Below are 16209 nucleotides of genomic sequence, written 5' to 3' on the forward strand. Positions count from 1 at the left end.
ATTCAAATAAGTCAAGAAAAAAATCAAAAAAGAGCGATACTTTTTTCGGAAAAGGTTCACAAAAACGTCACTTATGAAAAAAAATCTAGGGATATATAATTACATCTATGTTCTAAAAAGAAAGGATGTTTATACTTGCCTAGCAATAAAAAAGAAGGGATCATTTTTGGACTTTTTATGTGTTTCGGAATGGTACTAATTATGTCTGCTTATAACACAGCTTTACACGGTGAATTTTCATCGGCTACGATAGGAAGTTTAGTGATTCAATTTGTCATTACGTTTATCATCGCTTTTATCGTAGAATCAATAGTCGAACCGCAAGCGCGTAAAATTGCATTATCATTACCTTACGATAAATCGAAAAAACTCAACTTTATTTTGGCGATGTCTGTCTGCATGGTCCCGATGATGGTTCTTATTATGTCAGGATACGGCCTTATTTTAATGTCGTTCATGTCAGGAGTGGAGGGTTCTATTTTCACAGCCTACCTTAAAATTGTTGGTCTAAACTTTATCGTAGCTTTCCCAGCGCAGTTACTAATTGTTGGTCCAATCTCACGAAAATTGTTAACAAAATACATTAAACCATCCACACAAAAACCTGGGATAATCGCGTAAAACAAGCAAGCTACCAATAGTAGCTTGCTTGTTTTTATATTTAACTGCGATAATCGTTTTCGTTTCCTCTTGCTAATGAATATGAATGAAGGGTGAAATTCTAAATACAAATGTGTTTTTTACTAGATCAGCTAATCTTTTCTAGTACAAAAAAAAACGGTCTGAATCTATACTTTATTATCTATAAAGAAAAGATTAAATCCCTGTTTTTCGGCATTTCTTCTGAAACAAAAAAAAAACCCTCATTACTCGCAATGAGCAAAGAGGGTTGAACCCTTGATATAAAAGGGATATTAACGCTTTGAAAACTGAGGAGCACGACGTGCGCCTTTAAGTCCGTATTTCTTACGCTCTTTCATACCTACCATAACACTCAGTTAGGTAGCGTTATGTATGGCTTACTGCATAAGGGATTTAAAGTTTTATCACATCACTCAATTATTCCTGACTTCTAAAAAAGTGGGTGAAAAGTGGGTGAAAAACAATAATATAATGCTGGCGGGCAATAGAAAAGATACTTTATAAATATTTGCGAGTTTTACCAATTGCTCAGTAATACCCCTCTATTTTATCATCTTCATAGTAATTCGTTATCCATCCTTTATCCTTAAAATACGATAAGATTTAAGTATTAAAATCGCTGACCAGAATTTTAGGTCTTTTCCCATCAAATGATTTGGCAAACTCTTTCATTTAAACAATTAACATAACCTCTTTATCTCTTGTAACTTCAATTCTTTTAAGTTATTGGATAACAGTTGCTGTATAAGACCTTTCAACCTTTCGGTGCTCAAGTAAATTAAATAACAGTTCTTTGGGCAATTCAAAAGAGGCAACTCATTTTACTGTTACTAGAATGAGTAAAAATTAAGTTTATGATTTTCCTAAATCCACCAAGTTTTTATAAGTCAGATCCCTATAAATGCCGTCCATAAATATGCGATCGTCTAAACAATTCAACGCATAATATTCACTGCATGAAACAATTCTATTAATTAGATGCTTCAAATATCTATTATCTATACGTAAAGGTTCAGTATTTATTGCAATTGCTTTTTCATAATTCAAATTAATTTTATTTTCGATAATGTGCATGTTCTGGCTATATAGTAGTAAGATCATCTTTTTCAAACAATACTCTTTTGTATTTTGATTGTAATCAAAAGTGTATTTTAGTTTTGTACCTTCTCTTACAAACTCATCATAATATTCTATTGCTATTCCATTGTTTATATGATTAATGAATTCGTTAATAGCAGGCTCAATTATTTTTGGTTCAATATTATTTGACAAGAACTTTATAAAAAAACCAACAGTTTCATGATTTGATATTTCAATACTTTTTAGTAATCCTTGAAGCATAATCAAAACGCTTGATTTTTTACTTTCAATAACACTTTTGCTTTCTATTCTCTTAAATGCGCTTTTAATATTGTATTTCTCTCTAAAACCAGTCTGAACTTCCTCGTCCTCATCAATCGCCGTATTTGCTTTCCTTGCTAGTACATGAGAAATATCAATGGTAGTTTTAAGATCTTTATTTTCAACTGCTAGTTGTAATATAGTTGAAACTATACTAAAGTATCCGTTATTTTCTTTTTTCTTAACTCTACCCAAACTAATTTTCTCTATTATTTCATTTAGAAAGTAACTAAGTGAATACCTTTTTTTTTGATACAAATAAACAGCCAACTGATCTAATGAAGTGAAATAATCACCTCTCAACTGTTTTAGCTCTGACCTTATTTCTTTGCTTTCCGTTTTAGGATCTATACTAGGTAACAAGTTAAAATACTCGGCTAACACGCTATTAGCTAAATCAATTTTATCTTTGTTGTACAATTCTAACACTAAATACATATGTTGATTTAAGATATCTTTATAATAATTAACGAAAACAAATGAGTGAACTTCTAGCAAATGAACTAGTACTTGTTTTTTATTAAAAATAGGATGGATAGGATCATTTAATATATAAGACACCCTATTTCCTATCCATTTTTTAAGCTCTTTGTCTAACTCTGTATCCATATTATTTTTCCCTAAAATTATAAGCAATTGAAAAAAACCCTCTAATGAAAAACGTACATTTTCATATACGCCCATTAATTTTTTCATATTCTTATTATTATAAAAAATGATCCTTTTATGTTGCGAATCTATCTGCACACTTAAAGATCTGACATTACTTATTACATTAGATTCTAGAATTAAATTTTTAAATAATCTAAAAGTTAAAAAAATCACTATTACGATTAAAATTATAGCTACATCGAACCTCGCTATATTATTTATATAGTATTGTTCTATATATGTATTATTTATTTTAGTTGGAAACTCAAAAGTAATAAGAGCAAGATAGGCTATGCATTGTCCTGTTATAAAGAAAAACAAGATAGGCATTCTAGCTCTAGAAACAATATTATTTATCGAGAGTGCAAAGGATGAGTATTGTCTATAAGTGAACAATAATAGCGTAATACTTATAGATATAATTACTCCTAATACTGTGAGAACCGTTGTAAGTATACTGTTTAAAATTAAATAATTAAAATTAAAGTAACCAAGTATATTTATACCGTTAAAATTACTTGGCAACACGAAATATAGTATCCAAAATACCCCTGTAAATGTAAGGAATAGTATAACTATACTCTTTAATAAATTATTGAATTTTTCACATAAAACAAAAAGTTTAGCTTTGCATACATTCAATATATTATATATTGGATCAATAATATTGCTCATTTTTAATTGATAAAACTTGTTAAACTTACTATTTATAATTCTATTTAAATACCTACTTTTTTTAACCAAAATAATTAAAAAGACCATACTAATTAGTACCCAGATCAAATTTACCACCTCTACATAAATAATAGCAGAGATTATGAAATCTCTGCTACTTAATTCATATATTCCTTAAAATAATCTTTTAATGAGACAGTAGTTATTTCATTATTTGATGGATCATTTAACGATAATCCTTCCCTTGCTTTTATCCAAGGATCTTCTGAATGAGTAATATTTTCTAATGCTTTCCCATCCATTTCTCCATACAATTCCCAAACTAAATTAAAAGTTTCTTCTTCTTCATCTTTATATTTATCAGAATCTATATCGTGTAGGGGAGTAATAGTTCCAAAACCGTATGACTTATATTCTTGATACAAAGAAGGTACTACAGGTCCATGTGTCCAAGCCTCAATCTTATCTTTAAATAATTCTTTTTCTTTTATTGCCAAATGCCAAGCCTGCGCAAAATATACAAGTTTCTGCAATTTCAGAGGGGTAACCTTAATATTATTCAGACTAGACAGATGTAAAAAATAACGAGCTACATCGGTTGCATTCAAGTATTTAGCTTTCGTCAAGAAGCTCATCCTATCAACCTCCTCATAAATTCAGGTATTTTACCACCAACTGACATGTAAGTCAACTCAATGTCTATACTTACATATTACTATAAATAACTTAAAATGTCACTAAATTCCCCCCTATATAGGTAGTAAAAATATAATTCACGGATATTATCCTTGGGAAGTAAAGACAATTTCTCTGCTATAAATTTGAGGTGAGGGACTCTCATACCATTGTGCTTACGAAGATAGTATTCCTACCTTCATTTCGAAACGGACAGGAAAACCTTTTGTGGAAGCACATCATTAATTCCAGTACAAATATGGGGTTTAATTAGATGTGATGTTTTAAGGCTTTCACTATTTTATACATCATGGTAAAGATGAGCTGAGATTAGAGATACTCAATAAGCTTTACCATGATCGGAAAAACTATCTAGTTCAGATAGGAATTAAAATCACATTTAATGAGCTCAAAATATTAAAGCTTTGTGTTAATTAATATTTGCTTATGTATTTGGTATGGGGTTTCACCTCTTACCATAACTTTCGTTTCAATATGTGAAGATATGACGCTATGGGATCAACACTATTATTTTAAATGATTAAAAACTCTCAGTAGCAAATAGTGCATAAAAGGTTCTCCTATAATAGAAGCTTCTATAGGCTCCATCATTGCTTGGGTTAATCGAGGAAAGTACTTTGGAGTGTACTTTCTAAGTTTGCGGTCGCCAGACCTTAGAATTTGTCTTGCTCGTTCTGGAGTTACTCCTATTAATTCGCCTAGCAATTTTAATGTAATTTTTCTTTTTTCAAGAAAACCTAAGTATTTTTCTTTATTGAGAATTATATATCTTGGATCAAGCCTGCTTGGTTCCAAATGAGATTCTGTAAAAAGCCAGTGATCAAAAGCTACAATTTCATTTTCAAGGGTGCCATGGTCGTAATATATTTGGTCTCTTAAGTTCTTATTAAGTGTAACCATACCCTGAAACATGGTTCCTATTTTCCACAATGTTACTCCATCTATTTTTTCTAACTCAGCTAAATTGTGAGGTAAATCACCATATGTTTTTATCCCCTGCTCAATTAACTGTCTTGTTAATTTAATGCCGGTGTGATATTGGTATGGGTTAATCTTTTGCTCTAGCATTCTGTCACACATCTTGAGAGATTTACCTTCAAAAACAACTTCTTTAGTCCCCAGTTTCTCAATCATACTAAGACCTCCAAAATAAAATTTATTTATTTTTTAACTGTTGTAGTATATTCTCTTATCAAGCGTTTAAAATACTTTAAACTAAACTACAAGAAGAGAAGCAAAGTTAAAAAATTACTATGTTATCAAAGAGAGTTTAAATAGAATATAAAAAATTGAAAGTAGAATCACTTGATAGAGAAAACATTTGTTCTTGTATAATAATAAGGTGGGATTCATATGACTGATATCGAAAGAAAAGTATATCGGATCGTTTGGAACATTAATTTAACTCAGCAAAGATACACAAAATACAATGAATTACTACGGAAAACTGGACGTGATGAGAAAGGTTTAAATTTGGTATTACAGAGTTTAGTGGAGCAGGAAATAATATGGTGGGATAAAAAGAAAACTAGGGATGTAGCATTAAGGAAAGAAAGAGTCTTATAAGTAACTTTTGAAGTATTGAATTTTTCTTTAACCGTTGAGGTTATTACTCTCATATTTGCAATGTTATTAACGATCTGCTTAAAGAGTGAAAAATATATAGTTTTTCGCGGTAAGGGTTTTTTCGGTAAAACGAGAGGACTTCACGGAAGAATATATCATCAAGAGTTTTGTTAATGTCGAGGTATTCCTCCTATCTTCAGCAATGTTTTTTCATAGGGTTGAGTGAATGTTGTATTCTAAAAGTGTTTCTACTTCATAGAGCATTCTATAAGCTGAGGTCGTGTAATCAAAATCATTTTCACGCATGAGCGTGGCTCCTTTCGAGGTTAGTTTGTTTAAATCGAGGAAGTACTTGAAAATATTATAGCCTACATTAATCAAAATGGGTATGTATTTTTTTGAAACTTGATATAAAATGTATGCAATTACCGAAAGAGGAAGATAGTTTATTCTTCTCTCCATAATATCACTATCAAAAGTTATAATAGGAGATTCAAAATAATAAAGATATGAGGTGTTAAGATGGAACAAAAACCTTTCACCAAAGAATATACCGACGTAGTCAAGGATTTAGAGAAGGTACGAATCAATAAAGAAAAACTGCCTGTTAAGAATGGTAAAATCATTTTGGATAAAGAGAATCCTAATGATCGAGAGTGGTTTGAAAAAGATGAAAACTATGATATTTAATTCTAGTTTAACTATCCAACCTTTTATCCAATGTTAAATCGTAAAAATAAAAAAATTTCTTTCAGCACCCTGTACGGCACAAAAGAAAGAGATCCTAAACTCACAATAGTTTCTTCCTTTATTCGAGTAGAACTGCCTTCTCCGTCGTAACCAACCATCTCAACATCGAGTTTAGGAGAACATGCATTTAATTTATCTACAATTTCTTTACTTTGTTTAAAAGATTCAAAGATAATTTCCTCTACTTTACCATCATCATTAGTTGTCGTTAGGACATGATCTCCGAGTTTAGGTTTGTATTTCAAGATCATTGTATTTATTCACCTTCTCTTCATTTTTTATATAGCTATACTTTGATAGCATTTCATAAAAAAATAAGCCCCTATTGAGTTGAAGGCTCAGAAGATAAAGGGCTTATTTTTCATCCTTAACACTTGCCAATCCCCTTTGAAGGGAACTGAACTATTACTGACCGTTAGTGGTCTAACACTAGCGGTCTTTTTTATTGTATCACGATAGAAATTACTAAAACACAAAAAGTGATAAAGAGATAAAGAGATAAATGATATATCTATCCAAACATCGCTAGGAGTGTTACATATGAAATAACAGTTTAAATTTGATCATATTTTCATCTTGAAGAAGTTTCTTTGCTAAGTCTTTAATTCCATCTTCAAGAAGGTGCGATTTATAGTTTCTAAAAGTTCTTCGAGTTTATTCCACGCGTCTATGCTTATTGAATTGGATACAGTTACTCTCGAAGGTATATATATGAATTCATTCATTTTTTCACATCGATGTTATGCGGTATCAAGGAAAGGTCGATTTTAGGAGAAATTTTGGGTGCACATGCTATCCCTTTTATGGATAGATTTCCTGAATCGAAACAATCCATATACCCTTGTAACTGATCAATAGTTTCTAAGGTGACCTCTTCTCTTTTTAGCTACACTTCTTTCATTATTTATAACTTCAAGAGTGAAAATCAGTTTAACCTGAAATCAAAAATGTTTTGAAGATCACTACAATCACGCTGATCATTTAAAAGGGATTTTGTTTGTTTGTTTGAGGGTTCGGATCAACGAAGAAAAAAACCTAACAAACCGTAAAAAGGAAAAGAATCTCTTTCAGAAGCGTCCTGTACGACGCAAAAGAAAGAGATTCTAAAATTACCCGAAGGATAGGAAAAATCCATCCTTGTGGAAGCGTCCCGTCCGACGCAAAAGAAAAAGATCCTAAACCAAGAGGAGGGGAAATTACCCCTCCCATACTACCATCTTATCACATATTTTGATTACTTTAACTCAACATTTCTATTAGAACAGCAAGATTTTTACCTATGTTTGAGATTCCTTAAAGCTGTATCATATTTGGTCATACTTTTTATCATTGCATCAATAGTTTCTTCCTTTATTCGAGTAGAACTATCTTCTCCGTCGTAACCAACCATCTCAACATCGAGTTTAGGAGAACATGCCTTTAATTTATCTACAATTTCTTTACTTTGTTTAAAAGATTCAAAGATAATTTCCTCTACTTTACCATCATCATTAGTTGTCGTTAGGACAAGATCTCCGATTTTAAGTTTGTATTTAATCATTGTATGTATCACTTTCTCCTTCATTTTTTATATCTATATTTTGATAGCATCTCATAAAAAAATAAGCCCCTATTGAGTAACCGGCTCAAAAATTCGGAGACTTACTTTTTTCTCTCTTTTAGCCAATCCCCTTTTAAGGGAACTGAACTATTGCAGATCGCTAGTGGTGGAACACTGGCGATCTTTATATTATTGTATCACTTTTTTTGTATAAAGGATTAATTTACCTTTGAAGATAATACATTGATCACCTATTTACCGATGTCACAACCGAAAATAAAACCTTTTACCTTAAAGGGATATGGAAAAAATCGTTGCTCAAGAACACCAAAAAAGAAATATCATATATAATTAAGATAGTTATAAATAGTAAAAACAAAAACAGTTGCATAAGGAGCTAGTAACTTGAAAAACGAAAAAAAGGATAAAAGCGATAAGTATGAACAATTAAAAGAACTCATGGAAAGAATCACGGAAGACAACCAACATGAAGAAATATTTTCAGACGTTCAAGGAGAAGAAAAAATTTAGTGACAGTACTAGTTTTTGCGAATGTCCATCATAACTAAACCAGTTATGACCTACCTGTCGCGTTCTTTCCGCAGAACTGTACCATATTTCTTCAATGTGTTGTTAGCCTCTACAACCCTTGGACGTACCTTACTAATCAGAGATCTGTTTTCTTTTCTGTCCTCCCCCCTCCCTGACTTCTTTCTTGAAATATTCTTTTTTCTCATTGGTGTTAACCTTTTTATCTATAATAGGCACCCCTTTTCTTTTAATGATTTGCCTGCTAATCAAAATATACTTTAACTCATTATACCCACAAACAACGATCCAATGTTATTCTAACGGTTCAGTTTTTTTAAAAGACAGGTATCTTACTCTTTCTGTGCAAATAAGTTTTTTAGTATATGCACTAAAACTTTCACCATCTTGATCAGAAAGGAATGTGAAGTACTTATATTTGTCCTCATTGTTAATAATTAATGGTGGAATGTTGTTTTTATCAATAAATAGACCATCAGCAATCTCCCTGTGCGCCCATTCACATCTGCAAAGGGATGAATCCTCTCAAACTCAATATGGCTCTCACAAACGATTTGAATGACTTCTTCATCAGAAGTTGCAGATTCAATCCGATAATTAATATTGTCAACCTATTTATGCATTAGTATAGGAGTTTCGGATGGGGAGGAGGTTCTGAAGTATGAACCAACAATGGCATTATCCTGTGACTTAAATTTCCCTCTTTCATGGTGTAGTCGGTCTAACAAAATCGAGTTAGTATTAAGAATAGTAGATAAGTTAAATTCTTGGTTAAGAATATCGATTAAAGAGTGAAAAGCTATGCGGTGATTATCGACTTCATAAAACTTCCGAACTGACGTTTTTCCTGTGATTGTATGATGAAGAAAAATTGAAATTATTTCATCTAATTTTAAAGTATTATTCTCAATCGCCAAGGAGTGGTGGGTAGACCTGACTAAAATATCGTCTACATAATCTTCAATTAAATTCAACATCGCATATACTCCCTTTTTAAACAGTTATAAAGCTCGATTAAGATTAATCTAATCACTTCTAACAAATACACTTTACAATTTTCCCTATCATCGGATAATAATATGCTTAGTTAGCATTGATTACAGCCATTGAAATGTACCACCTCTGACAAAGTATTTACCACCAAATGACAAGAAATGTACCAAAGAATGACAGGTTGTTTACCACTGCACTCCTACTGATTATAGGGTAACAGTAACTCTTGTATTACAAAGTAAACTAAATACTGTGCAACAATACCTTCATTGATAGGTCACATTGTAAAAGCGATTCATAAGTATGGATACTGACAACTGGTTACTTAAAATAATTGGTAGATTTACTTACAACAAAATAGATATGTTTTCCAGATTATAGTAGTATGAACCCATATTATTAGGTTCTCATTTATTGAGGGATTGGAGTAGAAAATGTCAAAAATAGTTTCATTTGTTGGTGGAGTTCAAGGACCTTGGAAAGTTGTCCGAATTGAAAATGTAGTTGGAAAACCCTTGGAACCAGTTGAGAAAATCCAAATAGTTGATGGTTCTATAGAAATTCCTTCTTTCAACACAAATTGGATACTACGGGGTGTAACAAGCAACTTGCGTTATACCACAAGTCAAGAGAAAGAACATTTAAATAAACATTCACCGACACTTGGTAGAAAAGAAGATACTTGTGCTGCATTGATACCAATAAAGAAATCAGTCGAATGGTGGGAGCTTGCACAGGACGAAAGACGTGAGATTTTGGAGGAACAGTCTCAACATATTAAACTAGGACTACGATACTTGCCTGCCATTGCACGAAGATTACACCACTCGCGTGACCTTGGTGAACCTTTTGATTTTGTCACTTGGTTTGAGTATTCTCCAGATTATTCTAGGGAGTTCGAAGAGTTAGTATCAAGTCTTCGTACTACACTTGAGTGGAAGTATGTAGAGCGAGAAGTTGATATTAGATTGGTTTTAGACTAATTTTCCATAAGATAAACCAATAATCGTTTTTAAAAGTATAATTTAAAAATAAGAAGGCGTTAGTGATATAACCTTAAATTTCAAAGAAGCCCAAATATGCATTATTTTATGCATTTTGGGCTTTTTAGTTATTCAGGAATGCTTTTTATTTCATTGGTAAATGTATTGGCGATGTTTGGTAAAATACTTGTCATTTGGTGGTAAAAAACATGGCGTAGGTGGTAAATTTACTTGGCTGTAATCAAGCATAAACGATAGATTGGTTTGTGAAAGTAGTGATAGTAAAAAAAAATACTAGAATTTGCTTGTTCGTTTTTTACTCCTTAATGAAATCTTTGATTTTCATGTCTTAAAATTTTATTTATTGTATATTTTTTACATTCAATAATATACTTTCGCTGTCGAACCATACAAAATTATCCATAACTAAATAATTAAATCTTCATGAAATTTAAAATCTAAAAATCTTATTTTTCTCTGTCTCCCTTAAGAGTGACGACTAATTCATAAAAATAACCCCAATAGGGTGTACTCTATTGGGATCTTTGTTCGCTTTTCATATTAAAAAAGTCTAAAACCACCGACAAAAAATACTTACTTTTTAGTTACTGTATACAATATTACATTCCAATGGTAATATTTAAGATTAAAAATAATTTGACTCATTCAAATTCAAACGAATAATCTTCTTCTTTTCTCCAAATATATTCCTCTAATTTCATTCGGTTTTCTTCATGCTCGAAGAAAATCATAGAAGAAAGAGTCTTAAGCCATCCTTGATTAATTTTACTCGCATTTTTACTCATACCTATTTCACTAGCAATTAACTGCAAGTCTATACCATAGAAATTTTCAAGATCTGGAGCATGTATAATTAATTTTAAACCTTGTAATTGTGCCTCTATTTCTGTTAAATATTTTGTAAGAACTATTGGATGTTTTTCACTATGAGTATCCTCATCAATTACTACAACGACTCTTTTATTTATGGATAAAAATAACTTTGTAAAGAAAGGAATATGAGCTTTTCCATAAGGAGAATATATTTCTACGGAAGTTTCAAATTTTGTTTTTATATTTTGTAAAGCTATTACTTCTGATTCTCCTTCGACAATAACAATTGTTTCATTAAAAAGACATCTATAAAAATTTTCAGATTTTAATGTTTGTTCTAAAAATATCCTAAAGAAAATTTCATTTTCATCGATATTTAATTTACTCCGAATATTAGCATCTTCGTTATATCCATCTCTTTTTCGAATACTTTCAATTTTATTTTTAGTTTCTCTGAACATACCTTTAATATCTTCTAACGATAACTGATTCATTTTAAAATTATTAAAGAGTATAACTTCTTTTAAATCAGCTTTTAATTCCGATAGCAACCTTACACTATGAGTTGCTATACGGACACAGAAGTTATTTTGAATGAGAATTTTCACAAATTTACCTATCACTTTAATAAAGTCTTCATCTAAGTAATTTTCAGGTTCATCAAAACAAATATATTCTACATTATTAAAACTATAATCTGTAAAAATTGACATCAAATTATATAATTTTTCTTGCCCTCTCGATTTGGTCTTGAATATACTGAGCTTCTTTTTAACATCGTTAGCATAATTAACTGCATTGATAATATTTGGCTGTATCTTTTCTAATTCGAAGAGTTCCTCACTTAATCCTCGATTCTCTTCATTTTGGAAAATGTAATCCCACTCAGCATAATCTATTTTCACACTCTTTTTAGAAGTCGAAAAATTTGGTAACCCTTCCTCATCAATTAAAACAGTGTAGGAATTATTACGTAAAAACTCTCGAAGTACGTATGATTTTCCACAACCATTTTTACCCACTAAAAAATATAGCGGTAAAGCTTTACTTTCTAACATTTTCCAACCTTTTTGCAACAGCATGACAATATTTCATATATAATTCTAAAATATCCACTCGTTGCAACCTCTCTTCTTTTAATTCACTGTCTCTTATCTGAATAAGAGATCGTACATCCTTCACTAAATTAAAATTCTCCAATTTTATATCTGTAAGTCTTTCTATTTTTCTTATGAAATTCTGTAAATCTATTAACTGTTCTGGATACAAGAATGATAATTGCATATCTATTGCTCTCTCAAAAAACATACTTTTTATTTCATAGGCAAGTTTTTTATCTGGTAACAGCTTTTCATCCCAGTTCCAACTACCTTCTATCTGCATTGTATACATTGCGGGGCTAATTAATTCTTTGTCTTCATCTGAAGGAACATAATTAAAAACATCTATTTTGTCTTTTATTTCATTTGGTAATTTATTATATTCACCTTCCCATAAAACTACTTTATCCTCAAAATAATCTACAAGAATTCGATTACCATTATTTTCTTTTTCAATTAGCTCAATGTCGTATAAATAATAAAATTGAGTCAATATTTTTATTACTTCTTTTTTGAAAACAACAAAACCATCTTCCTTGTCCCCTGTATAGTTACTAGGGTTATGAATTCTTATATGACCTATTCCTAGGTCTATTACTTGAATGTTCCGATGATTTTCTGATTTAATTTCTTTTAACGGAATTCTTATACTTCCACGCACCCATATATTTTTCTCATTCGAATTAAAATCTATAAATCCCTTTTCGTTCCTTATTTCTGATATATCACTCACTATATGTTTATTGGTATTTCTATACTCAAACTCTGCTACTAATTCGTATTTAGGATACACATTACTTTGGGGTTCATTTACATAATCAGATAGCAATTCTTTTAAAATGTAATAATTATCATCATTGTTCACAAAAAATATTGGCTGACCTTGTCTCTCATGATATTCACTATTAAAATAGGCTTCTACATACTTGTTGTTTGCTACTCCGTATTCAACATATCTCTCATCATTAGTTAACAGAGGATGCAATTGATAAATTTTTTTATTCTTGTAATTTCTATAGACTATTAAGTTATACAAGAAGGGGCTCTCTTCATCCATATGATCTGGATCAGGTAAGTTAAAAATTAAATTATTTAATAGCCATGTCCTATTAATTTTGTTGTTTTGATGCATTAAAACTAATTTTAAATAAAAATCTTTTCCATCTTCTCCGATAAACTTCCCCTCATTAATAAGACTAGGAATATAAGCATTAACAAAATTCTCACGAAAAATATTTTCAATAACATCGAACACTTCTTCCAACTTTGAAATGTTTTCGAACTTATTTAGAAAATCATACTGCATTTTTTCCCACCTCACCTTTAATCTAATATCCATCAGCTAAGGTGCTGTTTTTACTCACAACACCTTTTTCAATTTTTTTTACTTCCACCTGAACATTTCTCATTTGGTGCTATCTTTTGCACTCATTTTTCCTTTATATATGAAGGGATTCTTGATTTGGAATAAAGTTTGATTAAACTTCTTCAGGGAACATTTTAATATACAAGTCTTTAATATCTTCTTTCAATAAATTTGAATCGTTTAACTCTGCCCAATCATATATATTTTTAAACAGCTGTGTTTTGATCCAATATCTTGCTTCATAAGACATAATAAATGAATCCTCAATGGAATTGTAGTCATATAATGATTTATTCTGACTTCTTAAAACTTTCTTTAATAAGTAAAATACAATATTCGATAAATCATGACCATTTACTAACTGTAATAAGTCATATTTGTTTTTTAATAGTTCATCTATCTTTTCTTCAATGAAATTCGCTTCTGCAACCGAATTACCTCTGTTAAATGAGTAGTTACAAACGGCCTTTATTAATTTTTCTCTTCCTCTAAACTTCAATGTTCTATCATCAATGAAATCTTTGTATTTCAAAGCATTTCCATCTATTTTTTCAGGTTTAAATGCTAATCCTAGATTATGAATATGATGTGCTAGTTTTAGTAAACCTATTTGCTCAGCAATAATCAAAATAATTACTCTTAATTGTATTCCATTTAAAAAGGTTTCTAATTTTTCTGTTGTAACGTACATATTTATAGCTGTCTCTAAAGCTGGAGATTCAAACATCATTACTTCAATATCATGATAATCTGTTAAAAATAGATTATCTACATTCGCTTCATTTTTTGTAAGTTTAGAAAAATCTGAATCAATTATTCCAACCTTTTTATTAAATCCACGATTATTTAATATTTTAATAACTGTTTGAACTTTATCTTTTCCACCTACTTGTTTAATTTCAACTTGATTACCCATGTTTAAAAACTTAGTATATAGTTTATAATCTTTCATTCCTTCAACCACCAAGTATGTTCCTTCAAATGTAGGATCTTGCATAATTGCATTTGCAGTTCTATCTGCTGTCATATCTTTAAACAATTATTCCACCCCTTTTAACTCAACTCGCAGGTCCCAATTGTTGGAAATTATATCAGGCGAATGTGTAGCTATAAGAATGTCTAATTTATTTAATTTATGAATTTCTTTTAAATCTGAAATAAATTTATTTTGCCATGAAATATGTAAAGAAATTTCTGGCTCATCAATTAATATTAGGGAGTTAGGATAAGAATTAAAAATTAGTTTATAAAATAGAATTAATTCATTTTTTTCTCCTGATGAAAGTTGTTCTAGGGGTATTAATTTATATTTATTATTTTCATCCGAAATAACACTAGACTTGAATAAAAAACCATCATCCTTGTTAGCGTATAATGTTTTATGTTTAAATCGTTCATTAATAATATTTAAAAGTAATCTAATTTTTCCTGCTACTTCATCGAATATACTCAGTTTTTCAAAACTATCTTCAACATAAAGCATAAGGACATCCTTTACAACTTCCTCTGTATTTTCAATTGAAAATAGATCTGAATTTTTTTCAGTTTCAACTAATCCCACTTCATCAAGTAAATTGCGCTTATCTTCCAATGCTTTAAGTTTATTATTTAAATCATCTTCTGAAATATTATGTCTTCCATTTTTAAGTTTATCTAATAACCGGTTAGGATATGTTCTATCTAACTTAGAAGATAGTTCTGTGGATTCTGTTAACTTTTGTTTTATCAAATCTGTTAATTCTTTAGAATTTTTTTTAACTGTTTCAATAGGAGCTCTATCTGAATAATCAAAGTCTAATACCCTTTGAGTCTCGATCAATGTGACATTTAAATTTTCATACCTCTCCAGAAACCATTCCGGAGGATGTGATTCTTTAATGAGATCCTGACTAATATATGTTGAATAATCTGCACCATACTTTTCAATAACTTCTCTATGATTATATAGTTCTCCACTATGTCTATGTTCCCAATGAGTAGGGCCTGCTCTTCTTAAATATCCATTTTTCGCTCGTGCGATTTGCATAGCATCCCTTTTATGTCTCTCAGGAGTCAAATCATCTAGTCGCATTATAAATAGTTCGTCTAAATTACTTTGACTTACTACCAATGAAATCTCTTTTTCGTTCTCATATTGCTTATAAATAGTCCAAGAAGTATCATCATCAAATTTAAACATTAATTCTTTAAAATCAATATTTTTAAAACGAAAAATATTACCATTAAAGAATGATTCTACCATTTCTAATATTATAGTTTTACCTAGTCCATTTTCTCCTATTATAATTGTTATCCCACGTTCATTTTTAAGTTTTATTTCATGATCAAATATTCCAAATAATTTTGCCACAGATATTTCTTTTAATTTCATCTCATCATCCCATCCCATATGTTTATAATCTCTATATAGTAAATTTTAACATGTTAACCTCAAATTAGTTAATTAATTTCTTTCTAGCAGTT

General features: G+C 30.3%; 16 protein-coding genes and 1 pseudogene. 5 read left to right on the plus strand and 12 right to left on the minus strand.

Annotated features, from left to right (window positions below):
- The first annotated feature begins 135 nt into the window (after positions 1–135).
- Positions 136–621 carry a DUF2798 domain-containing protein gene (locus CEF18_RS17945; protein ID WP_110937919.1) on the plus strand — a complete coding sequence of 162 codons (486 nt, stop codon included), beginning with the start codon at positions 136–138 and terminating at the stop codon, positions 619–621.
- 293 nt (positions 622–914) lie between these two features.
- Here CEF18_RS17945 and rpsI read toward each other — a convergent pair.
- The 4 genes and pseudogenes from rpsI to CEF18_RS17965 all read right to left on the minus strand — a co-directional run.
- Positions 915–980: pseudogene (gene rpsI / locus CEF18_RS17950) on the minus strand (30S ribosomal protein S9); the annotation flags it as partial.
- 514 nt (positions 981–1494) lie between these two features.
- Positions 1495–3477, minus strand: a complete 1983-nt coding sequence (locus CEF18_RS17955; RefSeq protein WP_110937920.1) for a hypothetical protein — start codon at positions 3475–3477, stop codon at positions 1495–1497.
- A gap of 50 nt (positions 3478–3527) precedes the next feature.
- Complete coding sequence (locus CEF18_RS17960) at positions 3528–4004, minus strand: Panacea domain-containing protein (RefSeq protein WP_110937921.1); 477 nt, start codon at positions 4002–4004, stop codon at positions 3528–3530.
- Positions 4005–4572: 568 nt separating this feature from the next.
- Positions 4573–5199: a hypothetical protein gene (locus CEF18_RS17965; protein ID WP_110937922.1), complete on the minus strand. Its 627-nt coding sequence runs from the start codon at positions 5197–5199 to the stop codon at positions 4573–4575.
- A 219-nt stretch (positions 5200–5418) separates the two neighbouring features.
- On the opposite strand from CEF18_RS17965, the gene CEF18_RS17970 reads away from it, so the two are divergent.
- Entirely contained in the window at positions 5419–5631 is a 213-nt protein-coding gene (locus CEF18_RS17970) for a hypothetical protein (protein WP_110937923.1), read from the plus strand.
- A gap of 522 nt (positions 5632–6153) precedes the next feature.
- A complete protein-coding gene (locus CEF18_RS26070; protein WP_183041168.1) occupies positions 6154–6321 on the plus strand; it encodes a hypothetical protein in 168 nt (55 codons plus the stop codon).
- A 23-nt stretch (positions 6322–6344) separates the two neighbouring features.
- Here CEF18_RS26070 and CEF18_RS17980 read toward each other — a convergent pair whose 3' ends face one another.
- Positions 6345–6632, minus strand: coding sequence for a hypothetical protein (locus CEF18_RS17980; RefSeq protein WP_110937925.1), 288 nt, complete (start codon positions 6630–6632; stop codon positions 6345–6347).
- Between the two features lie 1022 nt (positions 6633–7654).
- Positions 7655–7921, minus strand: coding sequence for a hypothetical protein (locus CEF18_RS17985; protein ID WP_110937926.1), 267 nt, complete (start codon positions 7919–7921; stop codon positions 7655–7657).
- A 405-nt stretch (positions 7922–8326) separates the two neighbouring features.
- Here CEF18_RS17985 and CEF18_RS26890 point away from each other — a divergent pair, with 405 nt between their 5' ends.
- Positions 8327–8452 (plus strand): hypothetical protein, encoded by a 126-nt coding sequence (locus CEF18_RS26890; RefSeq protein WP_259457962.1) that lies wholly within the window; start codon positions 8327–8329, stop codon positions 8450–8452.
- A 455-nt stretch (positions 8453–8907) separates the two neighbouring features.
- Here CEF18_RS26890 and CEF18_RS27265 read toward each other — a convergent pair whose 3' ends face one another.
- Entirely contained in the window at positions 8908–9072 is a 165-nt protein-coding gene (locus tag CEF18_RS27265; protein WP_110938797.1) for a Fic family protein, read from the minus strand.
- Between the two features lie 9 nt (positions 9073–9081).
- On the minus strand, positions 9082–9447 hold the full coding sequence (locus CEF18_RS17995) for a Fic family protein (protein WP_110937927.1): 366 nt from the start codon (positions 9445–9447) through the stop codon (positions 9082–9084).
- Between the two features lie 450 nt (positions 9448–9897).
- Here CEF18_RS17995 and CEF18_RS18000 point away from each other — a divergent pair, with 450 nt between their 5' ends.
- The gene (locus CEF18_RS18000) at positions 9898–10446 is read left to right on the plus strand and encodes a chlorite dismutase family protein (protein ID WP_110937928.1); all 549 of its coding nucleotides are present in this window, start codon (positions 9898–9900) and stop codon (positions 10444–10446) included.
- A 662-nt stretch (positions 10447–11108) separates the two neighbouring features.
- On the opposite strand, the gene CEF18_RS18005 is transcribed toward CEF18_RS18000, so the two are convergent.
- The 4 genes from CEF18_RS18005 to CEF18_RS18020 form a co-directional block, all read right to left on the minus strand.
- Positions 11109–12338: a TOPRIM nucleotidyl transferase/hydrolase domain-containing protein gene (locus tag CEF18_RS18005; protein WP_110937929.1), complete on the minus strand. Its 1230-nt coding sequence runs from the start codon at positions 12336–12338 to the stop codon at positions 11109–11111.
- Positions 12325–13686: a hypothetical protein gene (locus CEF18_RS18010; protein WP_110937930.1), complete on the minus strand. Its 1362-nt coding sequence runs from the start codon at positions 13684–13686 to the stop codon at positions 12325–12327. The genes CEF18_RS18005 and CEF18_RS18010 overlap by 14 nt, the downstream gene beginning before the upstream one ends.
- A 172-nt stretch (positions 13687–13858) precedes the next feature.
- Positions 13859–14785 carry a DUF4435 domain-containing protein gene (locus tag CEF18_RS18015; RefSeq protein ID WP_110937931.1) on the minus strand — a complete coding sequence of 309 codons (927 nt, stop codon included), beginning with the start codon at positions 14783–14785 and terminating at the stop codon, positions 13859–13861.
- Positions 14786–16117 carry an AAA family ATPase gene (locus CEF18_RS18020; RefSeq protein ID WP_183041167.1) on the minus strand — a complete coding sequence of 444 codons (1332 nt, stop codon included), beginning with the start codon at positions 16115–16117 and terminating at the stop codon, positions 14786–14788.
- Positions 16118–16209 lie beyond the last annotated feature (92 nt).

The organism is Salipaludibacillus neizhouensis, from assembly GCF_002886185.1.
Lineage (GTDB): Bacteria > Bacillota > Bacilli > Bacillales > Salisediminibacteriaceae > Salipaludibacillus > Salipaludibacillus neizhouensis.

What these genes read in the sequence shown, in the direction of transcription:
- CEF18_RS17985 (WP_110937926.1), bottom strand. Translation starts at nt 7,921, where the DNA reads ATGATTAAATACAAACTTAAAATCGGAGATCTTGTCCTAACGACAACT.
- CEF18_RS17995 (WP_110937927.1), bottom strand. Translation starts at nt 9,447, where the DNA reads ATGTTGAATTTAATTGAAGATTATGTAGACGATATTTTAGTCAGGTCT.
- CEF18_RS26070 (WP_183041168.1), top strand. Translation starts at nt 6,154, where the DNA reads ATGGAACAAAAACCTTTCACCAAAGAATATACCGACGTAGTCAAGGAT.
- CEF18_RS17960 (WP_110937921.1), bottom strand. Translation starts at nt 4,004, where the DNA reads ATGAGCTTCTTGACGAAAGCTAAATACTTGAATGCAACCGATGTAGCT.
- CEF18_RS17980 (WP_110937925.1), bottom strand. Translation starts at nt 6,632, where the DNA reads ATGATCTTGAAATACAAACCTAAACTCGGAGATCATGTCCTAACGACA.
- CEF18_RS18010 (WP_110937930.1), bottom strand. Translation starts at nt 13,686, where the DNA reads ATGCAGTATGATTTTCTAAATAAGTTCGAAAACATTTCAAAGTTGGAA.
- CEF18_RS17965 (WP_110937922.1), bottom strand. Translation starts at nt 5,199, where the DNA reads ATGATTGAGAAACTGGGGACTAAAGAAGTTGTTTTTGAAGGTAAATCT.
- CEF18_RS17970 (WP_110937923.1), top strand. Translation starts at nt 5,419, where the DNA reads ATGACTGATATCGAAAGAAAAGTATATCGGATCGTTTGGAACATTAAT.
- CEF18_RS18020 (WP_183041167.1), bottom strand. Translation starts at nt 16,117, where the DNA reads ATGAAATTAAAAGAAATATCTGTGGCAAAATTATTTGGAATATTTGAT.
- CEF18_RS18000 (WP_110937928.1), top strand. Translation starts at nt 9,898, where the DNA reads ATGTCAAAAATAGTTTCATTTGTTGGTGGAGTTCAAGGACCTTGGAAA.
- CEF18_RS18005 (WP_110937929.1), bottom strand. Translation starts at nt 12,338, where the DNA reads ATGTTAGAAAGTAAAGCTTTACCGCTATATTTTTTAGTGGGTAAAAAT.